This is a genomic window from Micromonospora sp. MGP-C2 (assembly GCF_057766525.1).
On the sequence record NZ_JBYMEN010000002.1, the window covers coordinates 6,281,870 to 6,297,581 of the forward strand.

A 15,712-nucleotide genomic window follows, 5' to 3' on the forward strand; every position below is an offset into this window, starting at 1 on the left:
CGGAGGCCGGACCGAGCCTCGGTAAACGGGGTGCCGCCACTGCGGTCGGGCAGTTAGGATGCCCCGCATGACCAGCGTGAGCGCCCACCGCACCGGACCGTCGTGTGACGTCCTGGTCGGTGCGCGACGACGCCGGCGATCCGTCGCCCGCCCGCGCTGACCTGTTTCCTGCGACCGGCGGATCGAGCCGCCGGTCATCCGCTGGTCGTCCTCGGTCCGCCCGCATCTCCCCCTTTCAACGACTCGCGTGACGGCGCGGGTACGAGTGAGATCGGCGTACTCATGGATCTTGAAAAGCTGTTGTCCGACCGGCTGGCGCCGGCGTTCGCGGCGGTGGCCGGCGGCCCTGTCGACCCGCTCGTGCGGCGGTCTCCGCGCGCGGACTTCCAGTCCGACGCGCCGCTGGCGCTGGCCCGGCGGCTCGGCCGCCCACCACGCGACATCGCCGCCGCGGTGCTGGAGCACGCGGTGCTCGACGACGTCTGCGTGTCGGCGGAGGTTTCCGGGCCGGGTTTCCTCAACCTCACCATCGCCGACCAGACACTGGCCGACCTGGTCGCCGGGCTGGCAGCCGACGCCCGGCTCGGCGTGCCGCTGGCGGCAGCACCGCAGACCGTGGTGGTGGACTATTCGGCGCCGAACGTGGCGAAGGAGATGCACGTCGGGCACCTGCGCTCGACCGTCATCGGCGACGCGGCGGTGCGGCTGCTGGACTGGCTCGGGCACCGGGTGGTGCGGGTCAACCACCTGGGTGACTGGGGGACACCGTTCGGGATGCTGATCGCGCACCTCGCCGACCTCGGTGAAGCCGAAGCGGCGCACGAGTTGTCGATGGGCGACCTGGACGGCTTCTACCGGGCGGCCCGGGTGAAGTTCGACGCCGACGAGGCGTTCCGGGAACGGTCGCGGCTGCGGGTGGTCGCGTTGCAGGGCGGCGACGAGCGGACGCTGCGGTTGTGGCGGCTGCTGGTGGAGCAGTCCGAGCGGTACTTCCTGACCGTGTACGACCTGCTCGACGTGACGTTGTCCGAGGACGATTTTCGGGGCGAGAGCGCCTACAACGACCTGCTTCCGGGCATCGTCGACGAACTGGACCGGTTGGGGCTGCTGGCTTCCAGCGGCGGGGCCGACTGCGTCTTCCCACCCGGGTTCATCGGGCGGGACGGCGATGCGTTGCCGCTGATCGTGCGCAAGAGCGACGGTGGGTACGGATATCCGGCCACCGACCTGGCCGCGCTGCGGCAGCGCACCGGTGAGCTGGGCGCGACCCGGTTGTTGTACGTGGTCGGGTTACCGCAGCGGCAGCACTTCGCGATGGTGTTCGCCGTCGCCGAGGCGGCCGGTTGGCTGTGCCCGCCGGTCCGGGCCGAGCATCTGGGCTTCGGGTCGATCCTCGGCGCTGACGGGCGGATGCTGCGCAGTCGGACCGGCGAGTCGGTGAAGCTGGTCGGGCTGCTGGAGGAGGCGGTCGCCCGTGCCACCGACCTGGCCCGGAGCAGGAACCCCGAGCTGGACGCCGGGGCCGCCGCCGAGATCGGGCGGGCCGTCGGTATCGGCGCCGTCAAGTACGCCGACCTGTCCACCGATCGGAGGAAGGACTACGTGCTGGACTGGGAGCGGATGCTCTCCCTGGACGGCAACACCGCGCCCTACCTCCAGTACGCGTACGCCCGTATCCGGTCGGTGTTCCGGCGTGCCGGCACGGAGGCGCGGAGGGATGCCCCCATCGTGCTCGCGCAGCCGGCGGAGCGGGCGCTGACAGTCGAGTTGCTCGGCTTCGGCGCGGTGGTGACCGAGGTGGAGCGGAGCCTCGACTTCCACCAGCTCGCCGGTTACCTGCATCGGCTCGCGACCGCGTTCAACGCGTTCTACGAGCGCTGCCCGGTGTTGCGCGCGCCGGACGAGCTGCGGGAGAGTCGGCTGCTGTTGGCCGAGCTGACGGCCCGGACCCTGCGGCAGGGGCTGCACCTGCTCGGCATCCGCACCCTGGAGCGGATGTGACGGGGCAGCCGCCGGGTCAGCGGGCCTTCTTCGTTGCCCGCTTTCGAGGCGGCGTCAGCAGATCGGCGATCTGCGCGATCGCGGCGGGCACCAGGCGGTAGTACGCCCAGACCCCGCGCTTGTCCCGCTCGAGTAGGCCCGCCTCGGTGAGGATCCGCAGGTGATGACTCACTGTCGGCTGGGAGAGGTTGAGCGCCGCGGTGAGGTCGCTGACGGACGCTTCACCCTCCGGGGCGGACTGGATCAGGCTGAGCAGCCGGAGTCGCGCTGGATCGGCGAAGGCCTTCAGCACCCCCGCAAGCCGTTCGGCATCGGCCCGCTTGATCGGGTCGCCGGTGAGCGGCGAGATCGCAGGCATGGCAGTTTTCGCAGTTCCCACGCCTGCCATAGTGACACCAACACCATCAATAAGCCGGTAGAACCGGCACCAGTCCTCCGATAAGTCCGGATGGCCGCCCGGTACGTCCGAACGTGAGTCGAACCTCGACGTCCGTGGTGACGTACGGGCCGTGTGGGGCTCCGCCGCGCCCCACACGGCCCTACGCCGGCATACGTGCCGTCGGATCAGCCGGGCCCGCGGGTCAGCGGCGGGGCCTGGGCGTGATGCGCGGCAGGACGTACGGCGGTCCAGCGAGGATCAGGTCCGACTTCAGTTCCTGGTACGCCCGCTTGGGTTGGTAGTTCTCGTCGTAGATGGTGGCCAGGCCCTCCGGCGGGTCGTCGAACCAGTCCGGCACCCAGGAGTGCCTGTCGCTGAAACCCCAGACCGTGTACGACAGGCAGCTGCGCACCGCGAGGCACGCCTTCATCAGCACGCTGAAGTTGGCGGCCGACGCTTGGAGCCGAGGGTTGATCTCCTCCGAGTTGCCGGCCTGGACACCTGCCGTCATCTGACTGCGGACGTCGACCTCGGTGAAGGCGGTGGCGAGGCCGAGCCCGCTGAACTTCTTCAGCGCGGCGGTCACCTGAAGGGTGTCGAAGTTGCCGTACTGCGTGCCCAGGTGGCCCTGGGAGCCGACGCCGTCGATCGGGACGCCCTGTGCGCGCAGCCCCTTGGTCATGTCGTAGACGAACTGGGTCTTGTCGTCCGCCGGGTTGCCGGAGCCGAACGCCTCGATGTTGTAGTCGTTGTAGAACAGCAGGGCCTTCGGGTCGGCGGCCCGCGCCCAGCGGAACGAGTCGGCGATGTAGCCGGGCCCGAGGTTCTGCGCCCAGAAGCCCTTGTAGTGCAGGGTCGACGGGGTGTCCCACGGGTCGCTGACCGCCTCGTTGACCACGTCCCACTGCCAGATCTTGCCCTTGTAACGGTTGACGACGGTGGTGATGTGCTTGCGCAGAATCTCGCGCAGCTCCTGCTTGCTGATGGAGCCGTCGGCGACACCGGCGGTCAGCCAGGCGGGCAGTTGGTTGTGCCAGACCAGCACGTGGCCGCGCACGCTCTGCCGGTTGCGCTTGGCGAACTCGACCAGTTGGTCGGCCGCCGCCCAGTTGTAGGTGCCGCGGGTGGGCTCCAGGACCTCCCACTTCATCACGTTCTCGGCGGTGACCGAGGTGAACTCGGAGGAGGCCAGCGCGCGGTACTGCGGGTCACCGGCGTCGTTGAGGGCATCCATGTTGACCGCGGTGCCGACGTGGAGGCCGTGGCGCAGACCGAGGGCGCCGAGGCTCTGCGCCGTGGGGTCGTAGGGCCGGCTCGCGGTGGCCGGCACCGTGTTCAACGCCGCGACGGTCGCGACGGCGACCACGGCGACGGTCGTCCACTGTCTCAGCTTCATGTGCCTTCCTTTCCAGACCCTTGATCGACAAGTGTCGATCAAGAAGGTGCGGGTCCGGTGTGGGCGGGTGGGGAGCGGGGTTCGGAATCGAGCGCCCTGGTCCGGGCGAGGGGCCGGTAGTTCCGGCCGGTGACCGGAAACCTGCTCGAAACGTTAAGGCCGTCTATGTCCGGGCGTCAACGCTGAAAACTTCCGGAAATTCGTCATATGACCTGCGCGGGGTCACTTGACAGCGCCGCGAAACTTCCGGAGACCGGTGGCTTGCTGCTGCGCTCGCTCCACCGGGCCGATCCGATACCGTCGCTCACGTGATCGAGCAGCGGACGCAGTCGTACCTCGAGTTGGTCGACCGGGAGCTGCCCGGCTACGTCACCGGCCTGTACGTGGTGGGGTCCGCGGCACTCGGCGCCTGGCAGCCCGAGGTGAGTGACATCGACACGGTGATCCTGACCTCGCGGCAGGCCAGCGGCGACGATCTCGTCGCCCTCGCGGCGGTCCACGCCAGGATGCTGGAGTCACCCCGCTTCGACGGCGTCTACCTGGATGCGGCCACGGCGTCCTCCTGGCCGAGCGACCGGCAGGTCGTACCGTTTGTCGTCGATGGTGAGTTCCGGGCCGACACGCCGTGCGGTGAGCTCAACCCGATACTGTGGTTGACCTTGCGGCGGTACGGCATACCGGTGCGCGGCCCGACCGTCGCCGACCTGGGGGTGCGCGTCGATCCGGAGGCGATGCGGCGCTACAACCTGGACAACCTGCGGGACTACTGGCAGTCGACGGCCGCGACCTGTCGGTCAGCGCTGGTTGGTGTCGCCGACGACGAGGTCGTGGATGCCGGGACGGTGTGCTGGTTCGTGCTCGGGCCACCGCGCCTGCACTACACGCTCGCCGAGGGTGACGTCATCTCGAAGCCCGCCGCGGGCCCGTACCTCGGGCGCCTGTTCCCCGAATACGCCGCTCTGGCGCAACGGGCCGTCCGTTGGCGGGCAGGGGAGACGGAACAGTTCACCGCAGCCGACCTCCTCGCCGCCGCAGACATCGTCGACCGGGTGGCCGACGATGCCTGGCGTCGCTACGGGAGCTGACCCGCGGTCAGCGCAGACCGGCGAAGAGGTCGTCCTCGGGGGTCGGCGCGCCGGTCCGGTCCCGGACCCGCACGAACGTCTCGACACCCATCAGCTCGGTGAACCGCTCGCGGCCCAGTTGCAGGAAGAAGATGTTCTCGGTCTGACTGGCATGGGTGGCCAGCGCGTCGAACTTCTGCCCGCCGTAGCTGCTCGTGTCGACCCAGGTGCTGATCTCGTCGTCGGGCAGGCCGAGCTGCGGCATCGGCTCCGCCGCCGGGTCCGGCTCGGACCACTCCACGCCGAGCTCCTGCATGATCCGGCCGAACTGCTCGAACGCCGTACGCGGCACGGTGGTCCAGTAGACCTTCGCCGGGCTGTCGGTCATCTCGACGGCGGCCATGGTGATCCGGTGCGCCTGGATGTGGTCCGGGTGGCCGTAGAAACCGTTCTCGTCGTACGTGACGATGACGTCCGGCTGGTGCTGCCGGATCAGCTCCGCGAGCCGACCCGCGGCCTCCGCAACCGGCGTCGTCCAGAACGCGCCGGGCTGGTCGTTGGTCGGCCAGCCCATCATCCCCGAGTCGGCGTAACCGAGGGTCTCCAGGCGGCTCACCTTCAGCACCGCGCAGCTGGCCTCCAGCTCGGCCTGGCGCATCGCCACGACAGCGGCCGGGTCGTGCCCCGGGTCGCCCGGCTTGACCCCGCCGGGGCCGTCGCCGCACCGCCCGTCGGTGCAGGTCACCAGCACCGTCGTGATGCCCTCCGCGGCGTAGCGGGCCAGCACGCCACCGGTGCTCGTCGCCTCGTCGTCGGGGTGGGCGTGCACCGCCATCAGGGTCAGAGGTCGCTCAGCCATGCACCCACCCTACGGTCATCCCCCGACGGCCCCACGACCTCCACCGTCGTCCGGTTCGCGTCCCGCGTTCGTGGCTGACTTCGGGCCGGCATCCTACCCAGCTCGGCGTCCGTGCAGCGGTCCTTGCCGCAAAGCGCCATCAGGTCCGTCACCGGCCCCTACATTCGGCAGGGCCAGCAGGTCGGAGCAGTTCGGGACGCGGGGAGAGGTCGATCGCGGTGGCCGGTGCGGGGTCGTTCGCCGAGGTGAAACAGGTCGACGCCGGGGTCCTGAACGTGGGCTACGTGGACGCCGGGCCGCCGGACGCGCCCGCGGTGATCCTCCTGCACGGCTGGCCGTACGACATCCACAGCTTCGTCGACGTCGTACCGCTGCTCACCAACGCCGGCCACCGGGTCGTCGTCCCGTACCTGCGCGGCTACGGCACCACCCGCTTCCTCTCCGGCGACACCATGCGCAACGGTGAACCGGCGGCCATGGGGCTCGACCTCATCGCCCTCATGGACGCCCTGCACATCGACATCGCGAAGCTGGCCGGGTTCGACTGGGGTGCGCGTACGGCGGACGTCGTGGCCGCGCTGTGGCCCGAGCGCTGCCGGGGTCTGGTCTCGGTGAGCGGCTACCTGATCGACGGCCAGGAATCGGGCAAGGTGCCGCTGCCGCCGAAGGCGGAACTGGCCTGGTGGTACCAGTACTACTTCGCCACCGAGCGCGGCCGGGAAGGCTACGACAGGAACCGGCGCGACTTCGCCAGGCTGATCTGGCACACCGCGTCCCCCCAGTGGATGTTCGACGACGCGACGTTCGACCGCAGCGCGGCGGCGCTCGACAACCCCGACCACGTCGACATCGTGATCCACAACTACCGGTGGCGACTGGCCCTCGCCGCTGGCGAGCCGCAGTACGACGAGGTGGAGAAGCGCCTGGCCGCGAAGCCGAAGATCACCGTGCCCAGCATCTCCCTGGAGGGGGATGCCAACGGCGCACCGCACCTGGAGCCCAGCGTCTACGGCAAGCAGTTCTCCGGGCGCTACGAGCACCGGACCATCGGCGGCGGTGTCGGGCACAACCTGCCGCAGGAGGCCCCGCAGGCATTCGCGGATGCGGTGCTGGAGGTCTGACCCGGCGCGTCAGCCTCGGCGGCCCGGTCGCTGCGGCTCCCGACGTTCCACCCGCACGGGGTCGCCGCGTACCAGTTCGTCGTGGATGCGCCACCGCGCGGTCGTGACGGCACGCCGCGCTGTCTCGTCGCCCTGCTCGATGCGTTGCCGCAGCAGTTGCAGGGCGATCCGACGGTTGAGGCTGAACTGCCGCTCCTCGTCCACCACCACGACGATGCCCGACGGACGGTGCGTCGCCCGCACCGCCGTGCTGGCCTTGTTGCGGTGCTGGCCGCCAGGCCCGCCGGTGCGACAGGCGACGATGTCGACATCCGCCTCCGAGAACGTCGTCGGCGCGGCGTCGAGGCGGGGCGGCTGGGCGGTGACGTACCAGTTCTTCCGACCGACGCTCGTCCGGTAGGGGCTGGGGGCCTGCCAGCAGAGTGTCCCGGTCCAGGACCCGGCGAACGTCTCCGCGTCGGCGCCGGAGATCTCGATGAGCACCGACCGGTAGGTGCCCGCCCGGTCACCGGGCACGGCCTTGACCTGCCGGATGGTAAGACCTCGCCGGCTGCCGTCGGCGTTGAGGCGGTGCAGGAGCTGGGTCAGCGCCCAGGCGCATTCCCGCGGCCCGCGTCCGGCGGACAGCAGCAGGAGCGTGCTCACGACCCGCCTCGCCTGCCGCGGTGGCCCCGCCGGTCGGACCGCGCCGTGGACCCGAGATCGGGCGTCTTGTAGGTGACCAGGGGAATCGTGGTGACCACCGGCGTGGCCAGCTGGTGCTCGACGAGGTCGGCGATCACCTGCTCGATGCGCTTGTAGGCGGTGGGCGCCTCCTCGAAGAGCAGTTGACGGTCGCCGCACACCACCAGCGAGCCCACCGGCGTGCGGCGCAGCTCCTCCACCGTGTGCTTGGCGCGGCCCCGCCGCAGCGCGTCGGCGCGTGACATCTTGCGGCCGGCGCCGTGCGCCACGGAGTGGTTGGCCTCCGGCCCTGCGTGGGCGGCCACCAGGTAGGACGCCGTCCCCCGCGTCCCGGCGACGAGGACGTCGCGGCCGTCACCCGGCGCCGCGCCCTTGCGATGCAGGTACACCCCGTCGCGGATCTCGACCAGGTTGTGGCACTGGTCGACGATCGGGTCGGTGGGCTCGGCCCCCAACGCGTACGCGACCCGGGCCGCCAGCACCCGGCGGTTGAGCGAACCCCAGCGCACAGCGTCGTCGTGCCGCGCCAGGTAGGCGGCGGGGTCGGGGGCGGCACCGGCGCCGTGGGCCTCGGTGTGCGCCCGCAGGATCCGCTCGCCCAGACCGCGCGAACCACTGTGTACGACCAGCACGAGGTCGCCGGCGTCGAGCCCGAGCCGACTCGCGTGACCCGGGTCGAGGACGGCGCCGACGCGGGCCAGCTCGACGAAGTGGTTGCCTCGGCCGACGGTCCCCAGGCCATCGAGGTGACCGGCCGGGACGTCGCCCTGGACGACGGCCCAGGCCGGGTCGTCGGCGTCCCGCTCCCGGTCCAGGGCGCGGTCGAGGTCGGGGAACCGGGAAGCCAGCCGCTCCGGTACGGCCCGCTTGAGCTTGATGGGGAACACGGCGATGCCGCAGCCGATGTCCGATCCGACCAGGAACGGGTACAGCACCGTCGACGCCATGGCCGCGCCGATCGGGCGCCCTTGCCCGGGTGCAGGTCCGGCATCGCGGCAACGTGGACCATGCCGTCGAGGGCGGCCACCTGCTGACACTGTGCGAGCGCAGCGGACTCGATCCAACTCGCGGCCGACGCGAACACCGTGACGGAGGCAGAGGTGGGGGAGGGCGTGGAAATCCGAGGGGGGTGGTGCTCAGACAAGGGGTACTCACTTCTCGTTGAGAAGGTGGAAACGGACGACGTCACGCCGCCGGGAGGCGTCACCGGGGGCGGAGCGGGGGAGGGAGTCCGTCAGTACGTCATGGACGCCACTCTCGCGGAGCGCGCCGGGTACGACAAACGATTTTTTCCTTCACGTCGTACGCTGCCGCGATGAGCGCACCGCGTCGCATCCTGATCTACGGCGTGTACGGCTCCGGCAAGTCCACCCTCGCGGCGCGGTTGGCCGACCACCTCGGGCTGCCCTGGTATCCGGTGGACGACCTGGTCTGGCAGCCGGGTTGGGTCGAGGTGCCGGTCGCCCAGCAGCGCAGCCGGATCGAGGAGGTCTGCCGACGGGACCGCTGGATCATCGACGGGGCGTACCACGGCTGGCGGGACGTTCCGCTGGCCCGTGCCGACCTGGTCGTCGGCCTGGACTATCCACGGTGGCGCTCGTTCTGGCAGCTGCTGCGGCGCACCGTACGCCGGGTGGTGACGGGTGAGGAGATCTGCAACGGCAACCGTGAGTCGTTGGGCAGTGTGCTGTCCGGGGACTCGATCCTGCTGTGGCACGCCACCGCGTTCGGTCGGACGCGACGGCGGATGCGGGCCTGGCGGAGCGACCCGTCCGCGCCGCCGGTGGTGTTGCTGCGCTCCCCGGCGGAACTGGACGACTGGCTGGCCCGCCTGCCGCGCCAGGGTGTCGACCGGAACCCTGCCTGACATGCTCGCGGGCACCGCCACACCCGTCGTCGGCCCACCCCTGATCGGGAGTGGGCCGACGACGAACGGGATGACAGTGCCTGGAGTGGTCCGGCCGGCAGTTCACCCGCCGGACCACCCGATCAGGACTCCTGACGTCGACGCCGCGCGAGGAAGAACGCGAACGCGCCCAGCACGACCATCACACTTCCGACGCCCGTCATGGCCGGGACCACACTGCCGCCGGTCACCGGCAGGATGGGGCCCTTGCCACCAGGGTTACCAGGCGCTCCGGGGCTGCCGGGGGCTCCAGGGCTGCCCGGCGCTCCGGGGCTGCCGGGGGCTCCACGGCTGCCCGGCGCTCCAGGGCTACCGGGTGCTCCGGGTGCTCCAGGGCTACCGGGTGCTCCAGGGCTGCCCGGCGCTCCCGGTGCACCGGGACTGCCGGGTGCTCCTGGGCTACCGGGTGCGCCGGGGCTGCCGGGCGCGCCAGGAGAGCCGGGTGCTCCAGGGCTGCCGGGTGCGCCGGGGCTGCCGGGTGCGCCGGGGCTGCCGGGCGGGCCGGACGGGCCGGTGGGGCCAGTTGGTCCGGGCGGACCGGTCGGTCCCGCACACACCGGTGCGCTGATGACGTTGTTGTCGAGGGTGACCGCCGCGGTTCGTGCCAGCGCGCGGCCCTGGAGGGTCGCGCCCGTGGCCATGGTGATCGCCGCCTGCGCCATGATGGTGCCGACGAAGGTCGTCCCCGTGCCGATCGTCGCCGAACTGCCGATCTTCCAGAACACGTTGCAGGCCGAAGCGCCGTTGATCAACACGACGCTGCTGTTCGACGCCGTCGTCAACGAGGAGTCGACCTGGAAGATGAACACGGCCGACGGATCGCCCTGCCCGTTGAGGGTCAACGGTCCGGTGAGCTGGGCTGCCCCGATCCGGTAGACCCCTTCGTTGAGCGTGTTGCCGCCGAGTTCCGCGGGCAGGTTGGTGAACGGGGTTCGACCGGCGGCGTCGTTGAAGGCGATGGTCAGGTCGCTCTGGGCCTGGAGAGCGACCGCGTCGCCAAGGTGGATCTCGCCGCCGATGGTCGCCGTTTCGAAGCCGGCCGCGGTGCTTCCTGGGAACCGCCCGAGGCTCTGCGCCAGGAAGCTGGAGCCGGTGTTGGTGGGCTCGGCCCCGGCCAGGACGGAGAAGTTCGCCGCCGTCCCGAGGTTCACCGGCGCTTCCTGCGCGCTGGCGGCAGTCGAGCTGAAGAGCAGTAGGCTCGCCGCGACTGTCGCGGCGGCTCCGGCCGCGAGCGCCGGCAACACCACCCGCCGCCGTAGGCCGAGTCTCGGTTTCACTGTCACAGAACATCCTCCGTGGGTACTACTCGCGGGAACGCGTCTCGTGAGCCGCGTCCTGCGCGCGTTACGGCCGATATGGCACCGACAAGCGGCGCTGACCACCACATCACGCACGCCGAGTGAATGCCCGCAAAACGGAATAATCGACCGCAGTCGTCCGTACAAAGAGGATCGGGTCTCACGTTCCCGTTCGACGGCCTCGCGTTTGCACCCCGGCCCACTGCCACGACGACCCGTGCCGCCTCGGCCCCGCGCCGCCTGATCTCAGGGCAGCGGGTCGGCCGCCTCCACTATCGGGCTGCCGGCCAGGTCGCGCGCCCGTGTACGCAGGGCGAGGACGGGCTGTTGCTGCCAGCCGGAAAATGGAACCGGCGCAACTCCTCGATCACGAATCCGGCGTCCGTGATCGCGGCGATGGTGTCCCGGCCGGTGTGGCAGCCGGCGAACAGCTTCGGCCACAGTGTCGCGTCGAGCAGCCGCTGGGTCCGGTGCAGCCTGCTGGCCTCGTCCGCGGCGACGTGCTCGAAGAACCGCAGCTCGCCACCGGGGCGAAGCGTCCGGCCGATCTCGGCCAGCGCGCTCGCCTGATCGGGCACGGTACACAACACCAAAGCGACCACCGCGGCGTCGAACTCGCCGTCGCGGGCCGGCAGGCTATCGGCCAGGCCGTCGACGACAGTGATCGGCACCGGCGCGGTCGGTGCCGCGCGCTCGGCGGCGGCCCGTAGCCGGCGTTCCGGCTCGACGGCGACGACCTCGCTCACCCCCGGCGGGTAGTGGGAGAACATCCGCCCGTTGCCCGCGCCGACCTCGATCACCCGGCCGGACAGACCGGCGACCAGGTCCCGTCGGAACTCCGCCGTGCCGGCACGGTCCATGGCGACGCTGAGCCGCTCGTAGACCCGGGCGAACACCGGGTGGGACACGGTAGCCACGTCGACCTCCGGGAAGCGGGTGGAACAGTTCTCCCGCGATTGTCCTGCATCGGCGCACGCTTTCCGTCTTACTGGTTGGCAGCGCGATTCGACCAGGTGCAGACAGGACGTGGTACGACCATGAAGATCGTCGTCATCGGAGGCAGCGGCCTCATTGGTTCCAAGCTCGTGGACAGCCTCGCCGGACAGGGCCACGAGGCGGTGCCGGCTTCGCCGAAGACCGGCGTGAACACACTGACCGGCGAGGGAGTCGCCGACGTGCTCACCGGCGCCGAGGTCGTCGTGGACGTGTCGAACTCGCCGTCGTTCGAGGACAAGGCCGTGCTGGAGTTCTTCGAGACGTCCACCCGGACGATCCTCGCCGCCGCGTCGGACGCAGGGGTGGGCCACTACGTCGCGCTCTCCATCGTCGGTTGTGACCGGATCCCGGACAGCGGTTACATGCGGGCGAAGGTCGCCCAGGAGAAGCTCATCGTCGCGTCCGGAACCCCGTACTCGATCGTGCACGCCACCCAGTTCTTCGAGTTCCTCCAGGGCATCATCGACGCCGGCACGGACGGTGACACCGTGCACCTCGCGCCGGTGCTCATCCAGCCGATGGCCGCGGACGGCGTCGCGGCCGCGGTGGCCGAGGCCGCGGTCGCAGCGCCGACGAACGCCGTGGTCGAGGTCGCCGGCCCGGAGCAGTTCCGTCTCGACGAACTGGGCCGGTCGATGCTCGCCGCCCGGCAGGACCCTCGTTCGGTGGTGGCCGACCCCGACGCCCGCTACTTCGGCGCCAAGCTGGGCGAACGCTCCCTCGTTCCCACCGACGGCGCCCGCATCGCCGGTACGCGTCTCGACGACTGGCGTGCCCGGACGGCCGGCGGTCGCTGACGCTACGTCGGGGCGTCTGGCGGATCGGCTCGCCCGAGACGCTGCACCAACTCCCGGACCACCTCGGTGAAGTGCTGGTCGGACTCGCCCGGCCAGTGTCCCTGGATGGGTGGGGGGACGCTGTCGCTGGGCGGCGTCACCACGTCGCGAGGGTCGCGATACCGGCGATCCACGGCGGCGGCCGGGCCGCTGGCGCCGGCCGGCGCGTGCGGCCGGTGAGCGGAGAAGATCCAGCCGCCGATGGGGTCGGCGTCACTCCACAGGTTCACCCACCGCCAACCGACCCGGTGGCCGATCTCGTGCAGCGCCGCGTCGTCGACGTATGCGGGGAAGAGCCGCGCGTAGAGGCGGCGCAGCGGTGACCCGTGGGTGAGCAGAGCGACCCGACCGCCGACGTGCGGCGGCAACTGGAGCGCCGTCGCGGCGAGCAGGACCGAGCCGTGGCTGTGCCCGGTGAGCAGCACCGCGTCACCGCGCTCGACGAGGTACGTGATGCGGCGGGCCAGCTCCGGCACGGCCCGCTCGGAATAGCAGGGCGGCGCGAACGGGTGGGCGGCCCGAGGCCAGAAGGTGCCGAGGTCCCAGAGGACACCGATGTGCCGACGGAACGGCACGGTCCGGTAGGCGAAGATGCCCCCGACGAGCAGGCCGAGGATGATCGCCGCGATCACCCAGCTGCCGAACGCGATGCCGAAGATGACCGAGTCCGCGGGCAGACCGAGGTTCCGCTCGATGACGTCGGCCGGGAACTGCCCCAGCAGGCCGACGGTGGTGGTTGCCGTGGCGAGTCCGGTGAGACAGCCGTAGAGCACGGCCAGCGGCACCAGTTTCTCGGTGAAGCGAGCCCGCGCGATCGCGTCCCGGACCTGCCGCAGTCGCGGCCCGGCCTCGGCCGGGGCGTCCGGGTAGTCGTGGGCGACGATCGCCGCCGCGGCTCGGCGCCGACTGCGCCGGGAGAGCACGATGACGAGGCCGGCGACGATCAGGGTGGCCAGCAGCGCCCGGAAGAAGCCGTAGATCGCCCAGGTGTACGCCCGAGGCGGACCGGTCGCGATGCCCTCCCCGGTCGGCACGTCGCGATCGAGGAAGTCCGCCACCCGGTAGACCAACTCCGCGGAGTACGCCACCGCCAGGCTGATCCCGGTGGCCGCGACCACGAGGGCGCCCAGCCCGAACAGCGGGGTGGCGCCGCGATTCCGGCGGCAGAGCAGCACCACGCCCAGAGCGGCCAGCAGCGCCGTCTGTGCGACGAACAACCCGGCCAGGTGCGTCTCGTAGCCGGGCAGTCCGTGCCCCTCGTGCCACTGCGGTGGACCGGTCGCCAGGTGAGCCAGGACGACGACGGTCAGGACGACGGCGGCGGTCCGCAGCGTACGGGTGACCCGGTCGAGCCGCTGGTCCCCGGCGGCCCGGTCGATCAACGGTGGCGTGCAGAGCAGCACCGCGCAGACCACCAGGACCACTGCGGTGACGACCGTCAGCGTGATCGTGATCGCCGTGGCGTCGCTCGCGGCCCGGGCCAGGAGCAGGGTGAGGTCCAGCGTCGCGAACGCGGCGGCGACGTGGATGGAGCGCAGCCGGCCCACCAGCGGCTCGGCGTCCCACTGACCGACGGTGCCGAGCCGCGACCCCGAGAACTCCCGATCGGGTGCGCGAAACGCCTCGAACGTTCGACCCGGGCGGTTGCTGATCCGCCAGATCAGGCCGATCGCGGCGGCCGGGACCAGCGCGAGCACCGCCAGTCGCAGTCCGACCGGTCGTCCGCTCAGCCAGGACAACCAGCTGCGCCCGGCCAGGCAGCGCGGCGAGGAGAGGCATTTCCAGCCGACCAGGTCCACTGCGACGCCGGCGATGGCGAGCACGTACAGCACGGTGAGTGTGAGCGCCAGCAGCCGGCACAGCGACTTGACCACCGCCTCGGAGCGAGGGTTCGCCGGGCGCATCCAGATCGCGACGTTGACCAGCATGAAGGGCAGCAGGAAGACCACTGCCAGGGTGCGGGCCACGGTCCCGGACGGCAGGTCACCCCAGCGGTACGCCTCCAGCGTCACCCCGTGCGCGCCGGTGCTGTCCTCGCACCGGGGCCGCGGCCGGTAGAAGCCACCGCTGCGGTCACCCGCGACCTGTGCCGTCTGCTGAAGGTCGAGGACCTGTGCGGCGCTCGCGCCCGAGACGCCGTGCACCCGCAGCTCCACGACATCGCGGGGGATGTCCGACCCGCTCAACCGCGCTGATCCATGCGACGACCCCCCGAGGCGCTCGGCAGCCCCGTCTACCCGATGCGGACTGCCTCAACCGCACGAGCTGACGGGAGCGGGTCGGTGACCGTTGGCGAGGCTCAGCGCTCCCGGTCGGGTGTCAGGTCCGTCCTCGCCTGCCCGGTGTCCGGGTCGAAGGGGAACGATACGTGCTGGTGGATCATCACCCAGCCCCGACCGGCCCGCTGGAAGACGCGGGTGCCCCGCGACCAGCTCACGATCGTGGTGCCGTCCGGCTGCTGCGCGGTCATCCGGTTGAGGCCCCACGACACGGCCAGGTCGTCGCGGGCGATGATCGCCAGGTCCGGAACGGTCCAGGTGACGGTGCCGGTGCTGGCGTCGAGGCCGTTGGCGCAGACCTCGCGAACCTCGTCGCGGCCGACGTACTCCAGCGGCAGTTCGTGCTCGTACGACACGACCGTCGCGGCGACGGGCTCCATGATCCCGTCGAGATCCTTCGCTTCGGTGGCCTCGTACCAGCGCTCGTGCAGTGACCGCACCTCCCGCTCGGAGGTCTCGCGGTCGTCGGCGCCGCTGTCGTCGGCGAACGAGTGGTGCTCGTGCGCCACGACCCACGAGCCGTTCTCCTTGCGCAGACCGAGAGTCAGGCGCAGCAGGAGCTCGGGCCGCCTGGCGAGGTCCTCGGGCGTGGCGCAGCGCAGCAGCGCGTTGGCGTAGGCGACGGTGTCGCCGGCGGTGATGTCGAGGCTGGTCAGCTCGAAGACGGCCCCCGACGCCTGCCACCGGAAGAAGTCGGGCCAGGTCCGCTCGTACGCCTCGATGCCCCGGACCCCCTCATGCGGCGGGGGTACGTCGTACATGACGATGTCCGCGGAGTGGCAGGCGAGGACGCCGGGCAGGTCACCGGCATGGACAGCCTGCGCCCACCGCTCGATCAGTTCCCGGATCTGTGTCTCGTCATCGACCATGGTGCTCCCTCGTGCGTCGGGTTG

General features: G+C 71.0%; 13 protein-coding genes and 1 pseudogene. 5 read left to right on the forward strand and 9 right to left on the reverse strand.

Annotated elements, in window-relative coordinates; translation table 11 throughout:
- Positions 1–282 precede the first annotated feature (282 nt).
- A complete protein-coding gene (gene argS / locus AC3CF1_RS28915; RefSeq protein ID WP_488451698.1) occupies positions 283–2,001 on the forward strand; it encodes an arginine--tRNA ligase in 1,719 nt (572 codons plus the stop codon).
- Positions 2,002–2,017: 16 nt separating this feature from the next.
- On the opposite strand, the gene AC3CF1_RS28920 is transcribed toward argS, so the two are convergent.
- Entirely contained in the window at positions 2,018–2,359 is a 342-nt protein-coding gene (locus AC3CF1_RS28920; protein WP_088947102.1) for an ArsR/SmtB family transcription factor, read from the reverse strand.
- Between the two features lie 223 nt (positions 2,360–2,582).
- The gene (locus AC3CF1_RS28925; RefSeq protein WP_488451699.1) at positions 2,583–3,776 is read right to left on the reverse strand and encodes an endo-1,4-beta-xylanase; all 1,194 of its coding nucleotides are present in this window, start codon (positions 3,774–3,776) and stop codon (positions 2,583–2,585) included.
- A gap of 308 nt (positions 3,777–4,084) precedes the next feature.
- Between AC3CF1_RS28925 and AC3CF1_RS28930 the strand changes: the two genes are divergently transcribed.
- The gene (locus AC3CF1_RS28930) at positions 4,085–4,861 is read left to right on the forward strand and encodes a nucleotidyltransferase domain-containing protein (protein ID WP_488451700.1); all 777 of its coding nucleotides are present in this window, start codon (positions 4,085–4,087) and stop codon (positions 4,859–4,861) included.
- 7 nt (positions 4,862–4,868) lie between these two features.
- Here AC3CF1_RS28930 and AC3CF1_RS28935 read toward each other — a convergent pair whose 3' ends face one another.
- Positions 4,869–5,699 (reverse strand): PIG-L family deacetylase, encoded by an 831-nt coding sequence (locus AC3CF1_RS28935; protein ID WP_088947104.1) that lies wholly within the window; start codon positions 5,697–5,699, stop codon positions 4,869–4,871.
- Positions 5,700–5,917: 218 nt separating this feature from the next.
- Here AC3CF1_RS28935 and AC3CF1_RS28940 point away from each other — a divergent pair, with 218 nt between their 5' ends.
- Positions 5,918–6,820 carry an alpha/beta fold hydrolase gene (locus AC3CF1_RS28940; protein ID WP_488451701.1) on the forward strand — a complete coding sequence of 301 codons (903 nt, stop codon included), beginning with the start codon at positions 5,918–5,920 and terminating at the stop codon, positions 6,818–6,820.
- A gap of 9 nt (positions 6,821–6,829) precedes the next feature.
- On the opposite strand, the gene prfH is transcribed toward AC3CF1_RS28940, so the two are convergent.
- Both prfH and AC3CF1_RS28950 read right to left on the reverse strand, forming a co-directional pair.
- On the reverse strand, positions 6,830–7,465 hold the full coding sequence (prfH, locus tag AC3CF1_RS28945; RefSeq protein WP_354980394.1) for a peptide chain release factor H: 636 nt from the start codon (positions 7,463–7,465) through the stop codon (positions 6,830–6,832).
- Positions 7,462–8,648, reverse strand: a pseudogene (locus tag AC3CF1_RS28950) (RNA ligase RtcB family protein). The gene prfH and the pseudogene AC3CF1_RS28950 overlap by 4 nt, the downstream one beginning before the upstream one ends.
- A 171-nt stretch (positions 8,649–8,819) precedes the next feature.
- Here AC3CF1_RS28950 and AC3CF1_RS28955 point away from each other — a divergent pair.
- Positions 8,820–9,371, forward strand: a complete 552-nt coding sequence (locus AC3CF1_RS28955; protein WP_488451702.1) for a P-loop NTPase family protein — start codon at positions 8,820–8,822, stop codon at positions 9,369–9,371.
- Positions 9,372–9,493: 122 nt separating this feature from the next.
- Here the strand turns inward: AC3CF1_RS28955 and AC3CF1_RS28960 are convergent, their stop codons facing one another.
- Both AC3CF1_RS28960 and AC3CF1_RS28965 read right to left on the reverse strand, forming a co-directional pair.
- A complete protein-coding gene (locus tag AC3CF1_RS28960; RefSeq protein WP_354980397.1) occupies positions 9,494–10,693 on the reverse strand; it encodes an ice-binding family protein in 1,200 nt (399 codons plus the stop codon).
- 287 nt (positions 10,694–10,980) lie between these two features.
- A complete protein-coding gene (locus tag AC3CF1_RS28965) occupies positions 10,981–11,625 on the reverse strand; it encodes a class I SAM-dependent methyltransferase (protein ID WP_488451703.1) in 645 nt (214 codons plus the stop codon).
- A 120-nt stretch (positions 11,626–11,745) separates the two neighbouring features.
- Between AC3CF1_RS28965 and AC3CF1_RS28970 the strand changes: the two genes are divergently transcribed.
- Positions 11,746–12,501, forward strand: a complete 756-nt coding sequence (locus AC3CF1_RS28970; protein WP_488451704.1) for an SDR family oxidoreductase — start codon at positions 11,746–11,748, stop codon at positions 12,499–12,501.
- A 2-nt stretch (positions 12,502–12,503) separates the two neighbouring features.
- On the opposite strand, the gene AC3CF1_RS28975 is transcribed toward AC3CF1_RS28970, so the two are convergent.
- Complete coding sequence (locus AC3CF1_RS28975; protein ID WP_488451705.1) at positions 12,504–14,726, reverse strand: hypothetical protein; 2,223 nt, start codon at positions 14,724–14,726, stop codon at positions 12,504–12,506.
- Positions 14,727–14,839: 113 nt separating this feature from the next.
- Positions 14,840–15,688 (reverse strand): YybH family protein, encoded by an 849-nt coding sequence (locus AC3CF1_RS28980; protein WP_488451706.1) that lies wholly within the window; start codon positions 15,686–15,688, stop codon positions 14,840–14,842.
- Positions 15,689–15,712: the final 24 nt, after the last annotated feature.